The sequence below is a fragment of the Thiolapillus sp. genome (genome assembly GCF_048562965.1).
GTDB classification, from domain to species: Bacteria; Pseudomonadota; Gammaproteobacteria; order Chromatiales; family Chromatiaceae; genus Thiolapillus; species Thiolapillus brandeum_A.
Map to the genome: position 1 here is coordinate 1 of NZ_JBHNMF010000145.1, position 7201 is coordinate 7201.

Sequence of the window (7201 nt, forward strand, 5' to 3'; positions counted from 1 at the left end):
TTGTAAAGAATACGGTGGTTTTCTTTACTCTGTAGTCAGCAAGAGATTTTATGGTATAGTATTCAAAGGTATTACCTTTTGGTATTGAGGCTGCAAAATGGCAACATCAGTAAAACTTGATGATGATCTGAAAAGCCGGATCCAGCACTTAGCTGAAGTGCGGCATCGTTCATCGCACTGGATCATGCGCGAAGCGATTCGAGACTATGTTGAGCGTGAGGAAAAACGAGAATCTTTCAAACAGGATGCGCTGCGCGCCTGGGAAGCCTACCAGGAAAACGGACTGCATCTGACGCTTGAAGAAGCTGACGCATGGCTGGCGAAGCTTGAAGCGGGCGAAGATGCGGAGCTGCCTAAGTGCCACATCTGATCTGGTCTCCGCCAGCTCTCGCTGACGTACAGCGACTCTATCGCTTTCTTGCCCTGAAAGATGAAGGCGCGGCTCGACGTGCCATCAAAACAATACGGGCAGGCGTGAAAATACTGGCACACCAGCCAGAGGCAGGACGTCCAGTTGAAGATATGGAACCAGTGTTTCGGGAATGGCTGATCGATTTCGGAAGTAGTGGCTATATCGCGTTGTATCGCTTCGATGGTGAAACCGCAACGATTCTTGCCGTGAGACATCAAAAAGAAGCCAGATACTAAGATAAGAAAGAATAATGACAGATGACGGCCAATGAAAAATTCCTGACTCAACGGCAACGTTACCAACCGGTGACGTTGCCACAGGATTTCTCCGATGAGGAAATGGCTAGAGATTGGACGCTATCGGAGACCGACAAGAAAAGCGCAACGCCTGGGAACTGGGCGTGGCTATGGCCATGAAGGAGACCTTGCGCTCCGGGGATCTGTTTGTACCCAAGAGCAAGCAGCACGTCTCTTTCTGGGATCTGATGCTAAACCAGCACCGTTGGGAGGACACCCGCGAAGCTGCCTACGAGGACCTCCAGCAACCGTTCAAAGACCAGGTGAAAGCACAATTGATTGTGCAATTCCACCAGAGTGTGGGTGAAGCGGACAAGCGTTTCGGACTGGATACCTTTGCCGACATCAAGGATGGCAATCTCAAGCTGAAGCGCGACGACAAGGCAGAAATCCCGGAGGCGGTGAAGAAACTCCAGAAGGTCATCGATGCCAGTATGCCCTCCATTCGCATTGAAGAATTGCTGATGGAGGTGGACAGGGAAACCAATTTCACCCGGCACTTTATTCCGGTACAGCAACACCACTCCAGGCCGAAGAACTTCTACAAAACGCTGATCTCAGCACTCATATCCCAAGCGACCAACCTGGGCGTGGTGGCCATGAGCGTGACCGTGGATATGCTGCGCCACGTCTTGCAGTTCTATGTACGCGAGGAAACCATTACGGCGGCCAGTGCCGAGATCGTGAACCAGCACCACCAATTGCCGTTCAGTGAGGTACACGGATCCGGCCAAGTGTCGTCATCCGACGCGCAACGCTTCCGGATCCGGGCCGACAGCCTATTGGCAGCTTACTATCCTAGGTACTACGGTTACTATGAGAAAGCGATCGGCATCTATACCCATGTGTCCGATCAATACTCGGTGTACAGCACCAAGGCCATTTCCTGTAATCCAAGGGAAGCCCTATACGTCCTCGATGACCTGCTGGAAAACAACACGATCCTGAAGATCCGTGAACATACCACCGACACCCACGGCTACACCGAAATCATCTTTGCGCTGTGCTATTTGCTGGGTTACTACTTCATGCCCCGGATCCGTGACCTCACGGATCAGCAGCTTTACCGGGTGGAACGCAACGTCAATTACGGCGTATTCACTCCTTTGCTGAACAAGACGGCGGATCTAGACATTATTGAAGAGCAATGGGATGAAATGATCCATGTGGCCACGTCGTTAAAGGAACGCACGGCACCGGCACACGTGATTGTGGAACGTCTGACCAACAGCTTCCCCTCTGATAGGTTGGCGAAAGCCTTCACTAACCTGGGCAGAATCATCAAAACCGAATACATTCTGCGCTACATTACCGACAAGGATTTGCGCCGTACGGTTCAGGTTCAGCTTCAACTCAACAAAGGCGAGTATAGACACAACCTGCCGCGCTGGATCTTCTTTGCGAACCAAGGCGAGTTCACCACTGGTGATTACCTGGAGATCATGAATAAAGCAAGCTCGTTAAGCCTAGTGTCCAATGCCATCCTGTACTGGAACACCTCCAGGATCAGCAACATCGTCGATGAACTCAGAAAGCAGGGTGAGACAGTGGATGACGACCTTCTGGCTCACATATCCCTACTGCCCTACAAACACGTGTTGCCCAATGGCACCTACTTTATCGAACAAGAGGAAAAGAAATAGATGGGTGAAGTCCACAACTACCTGCCACGCCTGACGGTCAATCAATTGTTGATCCGCGATCTAATGGCCGCACAAGCGCCTTGTTTCGCCTTGGGTTATGTAGAAGACCGGAAAGAAAAGTGCGGTTTCATAGCGGTACGACCAGAAATTCCGATACCGAACCAGGTAACGCAGCAAGGCATGAACTTCGGCCACTCAGTTCTTGGTACCAGCCAATACAAGGTGCTTCACTTTGGGTTTGAATTCTATGGCCATGCCACGTATCACGGTTTGGTACCTGCCGGTAATCCGATCATTCAGGCCGTGATTTCAACCATGCTGGATATCCAGGACTACTTTTTCTTCGCCATCAACCCGGATCAAACCGTCACAGCCTTTCGTTCACAATTTGAGGCCCATGACCTGGCGGGACTGCGTACCAACCAGGAACAATTTGGTGAGGACAGTTGTTCTTCAGAACAGTATGAAAGAGCGGTTGAGACCTTTACCAAAAAACCGGATCCACCGGGTACAGTGATGGATTGGGTGTGCAGAAATAACTGGGATTACCTGGATTTAAAGAAGTATCCGCTCGATCTCAATCCTCGGTCATGAATTGGGCAGGGTGATTTTATGCAGGAGTTTACGGTTTGAGGTGGATCCGCGAAGGCGAAACCATAAGTTTCTGTTCAAATTCCCCCGCTAGTCCATCTTGCGATTGTTGGAGAAAACAGCATTTTGGAATTTATAAAAAATCCATCTCAAGACGACCATACAAATAATGCCGATTAAATTTGATATGCATACGACCCCAGGAAATATCCAGTGACCAGAAAAAAAGAACACAAAGCGGTTTTCAGACCGCGTGCAAGGCTTCTGGAACTTTTGGGTGATCAGCTAATACGGCACCACCGCATTGCCCTGTTTGAACTGGTAAAAAATGCCTACGATGCTGATTCACCCTCCGTTGATATCTTTCTGAAAGACATCCAAAGCAAGGGCAAAGCCCTGATTGAGGTACGTGACACAGGTGAAGGTATGGACCTTGAGACGGTTCTGAATGTCTGGCTTGAGCCCGCTTCTGACCATAAAGCGAATAAAAGGAAACAAAATATCCGAACTCCACGCTTCAACCGATTGCCGGTGGGTGAAAAAGGGGTTGGACGGTTTGCTGTTCAAAAACTTGGTGATCAGGCACTGCTAGTGACCCGGCGGGCAGGGCACCGTGAGATTGTGTTGGATATGGACTGGAAAGCACTCATCAACAACCACTATCTGGAAGATGCTGCCGTTACCGTAACCGATCGGGAACCCAAGGTGTTCACAGGCGACAGTCATGGCACATTGATCCGTATCACCGGTATCAAGGATGACTGGACCCGGGGGGATGTGCGACGTGTCTACCGGTCAATTAGCGCAATGGTCTCCCCTTTTTCTACACAGGATCGCTTTGACGTGAGGTTCCAGGTCGAACCCAACAAGGGGTGGCTGGATGATCTTTTCTCAGCTCACAAAGCGCAGGAGTCCGCGCTGTTTCATTTCGATTTTACGCTGGACGACGAAGACATTAGCTGGGACTACAATTTCACACCTTATGCCGCCATCAAGGCAGACTTCTCGTTACTCCAAGAAAGGGAGAAACATGTCGCAAAGGACGAATCCTTCGAGTTTTTCCGGCTGGCACCTCCCGAAGAAGAGAAACGCTGGAAAAAGCGTAACAACAGGGAAAAAATTATCAGCCTCAAGGAGATGGGTATCGGCCCTGTTAAAGGGCGATTTCTGGTGTTTGACCTGGATCGCGAGGTGAAAGCCCGGCTCCATGATGTCCAGGGTTTGAGCCAGTTCCTGAAGGAGCAAGGGGGGGTGCGGGTTTATCGTGACGGCATGCGGGTCTATGACTACGGCGAACCGGAAAATGACTGGCTCGGCCTGGATATGCGGCGTGTGCAGACACCTGCCAAGCTGGTAAGCAACAATCTGATCCTTGGTGAAATACACCTCGACCTCGCGACAAGTACGGCGCTTCAGGAAAAAACCAACCGGGAGGGGTTTATCGAAAATGGGGCTTACCGGGAGTTCCGCTATGCGGTGATGTGTGTGTTGACGGTTCTGGAGGCTGAGCGAAAGATTGACAAGGATGCGATGCGGCAGGCTTTCAAAACCAGGAAGGAGACTGAAGAAACGGGTATTGACTCCCCGGAATCTGCCATTGACGCCCTGCGTAAGAAGGTGGTCGAGGCGGGCATGGCCGACAGGCTCGGAACCTACATCAACCGGGTGGAGAAAACCTATAAAGAGGCGCGCGAGGTCCTGATGTCGGCTGTCGGGGCCGGCCTTGGACTGTCCTTGGTGTTTCATGAAATTGAACGTGGTGTCCGCGGCTTGGTTTATGCTTTGGAGCATGGCCAAAGTGCATCAAAGGTCACTGAAATGGCACGGCAGCTTGCCGAAATGCTGGAAGGCGCCTCCTTCCTGGTCAGAAAGAGCGAGCGGGAGACTCTCAAGGCGTCCGATCTGTTCCGGTATGTCGCCTTTTCCAGCCAGTCCCGCTGTGAATACCACAAGATCCGTTTGCTGAATGGGTTTGAAAAACTTCAGGAAAATAATTTTTCCTTCAAGGGATCACGTCGCATGCTGACAGCCACCCTGACCAATCTGGTCGACAATGCCATCCACTGGATCAATGTTTCCGGGAAAGAAGGGGATGATCAACGGTGTATCTGGGTGGGGCCGTCTCGCGACCTGGAAGGGCCGGCCATCGTGGTGGCCGACAGCGGCCCTGGTTTTCAGGATCCACCGGAAGAGATGGTCAAGCCGTTTTTTACCCGCAGGCTGGAAGGGATGGGGCTGGGGCTGTATTACGCTGATATGGCCATGAAGGCTCATAATGGGAGACTGGCATTTCCTGAGCATGCTGATATTGACATACCGGCAGCATGCAAGAGCGCTGTTGTAGCAATGGTGTTTTCGAGCGAAGGAAAGAAATAATGGGAATAATAGCCGCACCGAGGATACTGATTGTCGATGACAAACAGGAGCATGGCGAGGCAATTGTCCGCAAGCTATGGCGGTTGGGATACACCAGCCTTTTTGTGCATTTTGATCAAGCCGTGTTGGCAGATGGTGAGTACGGCCCATTTCAGGGCGTCCGCCTCGTGTTCATGGACCTGGATCTGATTGGTGAAGGACGGCTTGGCAATGGTTCAAGCGCCTACGCAGCTGTTGAAACAACAATAAAAACGATTCTTGACGACAACAACGGGCCGTGGATGTTGGTGACCTGGACCGGTCATGCAGATCACGCGGATAAGCTGCTTTCCCACTTAAAGAAGCGGCTGCCTGGAGAATTGCACCCGGTATCCAATGATGTGATGGATAAAGAGCAGTTCATCAACGATGACGGCACAGAAAAAAATGGAGACTTGTTGGTCAAGTTGCGAAAACTTACCAGACAGGAAAACGCAACCGGCTGCCTGCTGGGATGGGAGGCAGGCGTGTTGAAGTCCGCCAACCAAGTTGTTGCGGATTTGAACCGGACCGCAGTCTCTCTTGGTGGTGACAATATACACAAGAACCTTGGCCATATTCTTTATGAGCTCGTAAAAGCGGAGGCGGGAAAATCACTGGAAGATGCCAATGGTTACGCTTCTTTTCTTTACAGGGTGCTGGCTTCACTATTGTCTGACAGACTTTCTGTTCTGATGCCGGGTACAGACAATTCGTGTGGTGATTCCACGCTTACACCAGTTGATGGGGAGGAGGATCTGACTGGCTGGAAGCGCGAAATCAATGCCATGGTAAACTTCGAAACCAACTATTCTGGTGGTACCTGCCCGGGCACACTATTCAAGATAACAGAGGATACGGAGATTCCTCATCCGTTTGATGGGAATGTCCAGACTTTGGTTGAGAAAGAGTTCCTGTTTCCGAAAGGCATTACAGATGACGCTCAGAAAGAATTGGTAACGCAAAGTGAACTTTACCTGCTTGATATCACTCCGCCATGTGATCATTCCCAGAAGAAAATCAGTTGGCGGCGTTTTGCGTTTGTCTGCAAAGTGCCACTTTCGTTGAGTAACAACCAAAATAAAAAACTAAAAAGCAATCTGAGACGGGACTATATGAAAACAAGTCCGGAGTTTCGCATTGATGGCCAGGACTGGGTTTTTCTGATCAACGCCAACTTGCAGATCTCGCTCTGTGACAACGACGTATCCCAGTGCCTTGGAAAAGCGGGCGGGCGCATCAAAGAACAATATATGGCCGATATTCTAGGCTGGATAGGGCAGCACATCACCCGTCTTGGGCACGTGTCTCTTTTAACACGTTGATAATCTTGTTGATGCAGTTGTCCAGGTTGTTTGTGACCTCATGCTCCCAGAACCTCAGAACCTGCCAGCCGTCTGACTCGAGGGTGACATTGGTCTTTCTGTCGCGTTCCTTGTTTTTCTCGATCTTTTCACGCCAGAACTCAGCATTTGTCTCCGGCTGCTGGAAATGTTCCGGACACCCATGCCAGAAACAGCCATCGACGAAAATGGCGACATGCTCGGAAGGGAAGACAATATCTGGCTTTCCAGGCAGCTTGTTTTTCAGGCGATACCACAATCCCTTCTGCCACAGCGTTTTCCGTAGTAGTAGCTCCGGCTTGATGTCTTTCCCACGGATTGCACTCATGCACTTCCTGCGCTGAGCCTTGGTCAACACATCTACCACGGGAATGCAGTACCTGATGACTTTATACGAACCGGATACGTAACTACTCACCCCTATCAGCATAGAGCTGTCCCGAAAAGGCCATTTGAATGGCGACCAGCGGATTGTATCCCTGATTTGCCATGGTCTGCAGGTAACTGGAGATGCGGCAATAG

At 50.7% G+C, this 7201-nt stretch carries 7 protein-coding genes; 6 read left to right on the forward strand and 1 reads right to left on the reverse strand.

Translation table 11 applies throughout. The annotated features are described in order from the left end of the window. Positions 1 to 97: 97 nt before the first annotated feature. The 6 genes from ACOCD2_RS09375 (at position 98) to ACOCD2_RS09400 (ending at position 6661) form a co-directional block, all read left to right on the forward strand. The gene (locus ACOCD2_RS09375) at positions 98 to 370 is read left to right on the forward strand and encodes a CopG family ribbon-helix-helix protein (protein ID WP_293649656.1); all 273 of its coding nucleotides are present in this window, start codon (positions 98 to 100) and stop codon (positions 368 to 370) included. Beyond that, the gene (locus ACOCD2_RS09380) at positions 358 to 648 is read left to right on the forward strand and encodes a type II toxin-antitoxin system RelE/ParE family toxin (RefSeq protein WP_293649658.1); all 291 of its coding nucleotides are present in this window, start codon (positions 358 to 360) and stop codon (positions 646 to 648) included. Before ACOCD2_RS09375 ends, ACOCD2_RS09380 begins: the two co-directional genes overlap by 13 nt. A gap of 113 nt (positions 649 to 761) precedes the next feature. Continuing rightward, entirely contained in the window at positions 762 to 2351 is a 1590-nt protein-coding gene (locus ACOCD2_RS09385; protein WP_293688345.1) for a Tn3 family transposase, read from the forward strand. Further along, entirely contained in the window at positions 2352 to 2945 is a 594-nt protein-coding gene (locus ACOCD2_RS09390; RefSeq protein WP_293680036.1) for a hypothetical protein, read from the forward strand. A 270-nt stretch (positions 2946 to 3215) separates the two neighbouring features. Then, entirely contained in the window at positions 3216 to 5318 is a 2103-nt protein-coding gene (locus tag ACOCD2_RS09395) for an ATP-binding protein (RefSeq protein ID WP_293647925.1), read from the forward strand. Beyond that, a complete protein-coding gene (locus ACOCD2_RS09400) occupies positions 5318 to 6661 on the forward strand; it encodes a hypothetical protein (RefSeq protein WP_293688343.1) in 1344 nt (447 codons plus the stop codon). The genes ACOCD2_RS09395 and ACOCD2_RS09400 overlap by 1 nt, the downstream gene beginning before the upstream one ends. Here the strand turns inward: ACOCD2_RS09400 and ACOCD2_RS09405 are convergent. Further along, entirely contained in the window at positions 6624 to 7046 is a 423-nt protein-coding gene (locus ACOCD2_RS09405; protein ID WP_293647921.1) for a very short patch repair endonuclease, read from the reverse strand. The two genes, ACOCD2_RS09400 and ACOCD2_RS09405, sit on opposite strands and share 38 nt — an antisense overlap. Positions 7047 to 7201 lie beyond the last annotated feature (155 nt).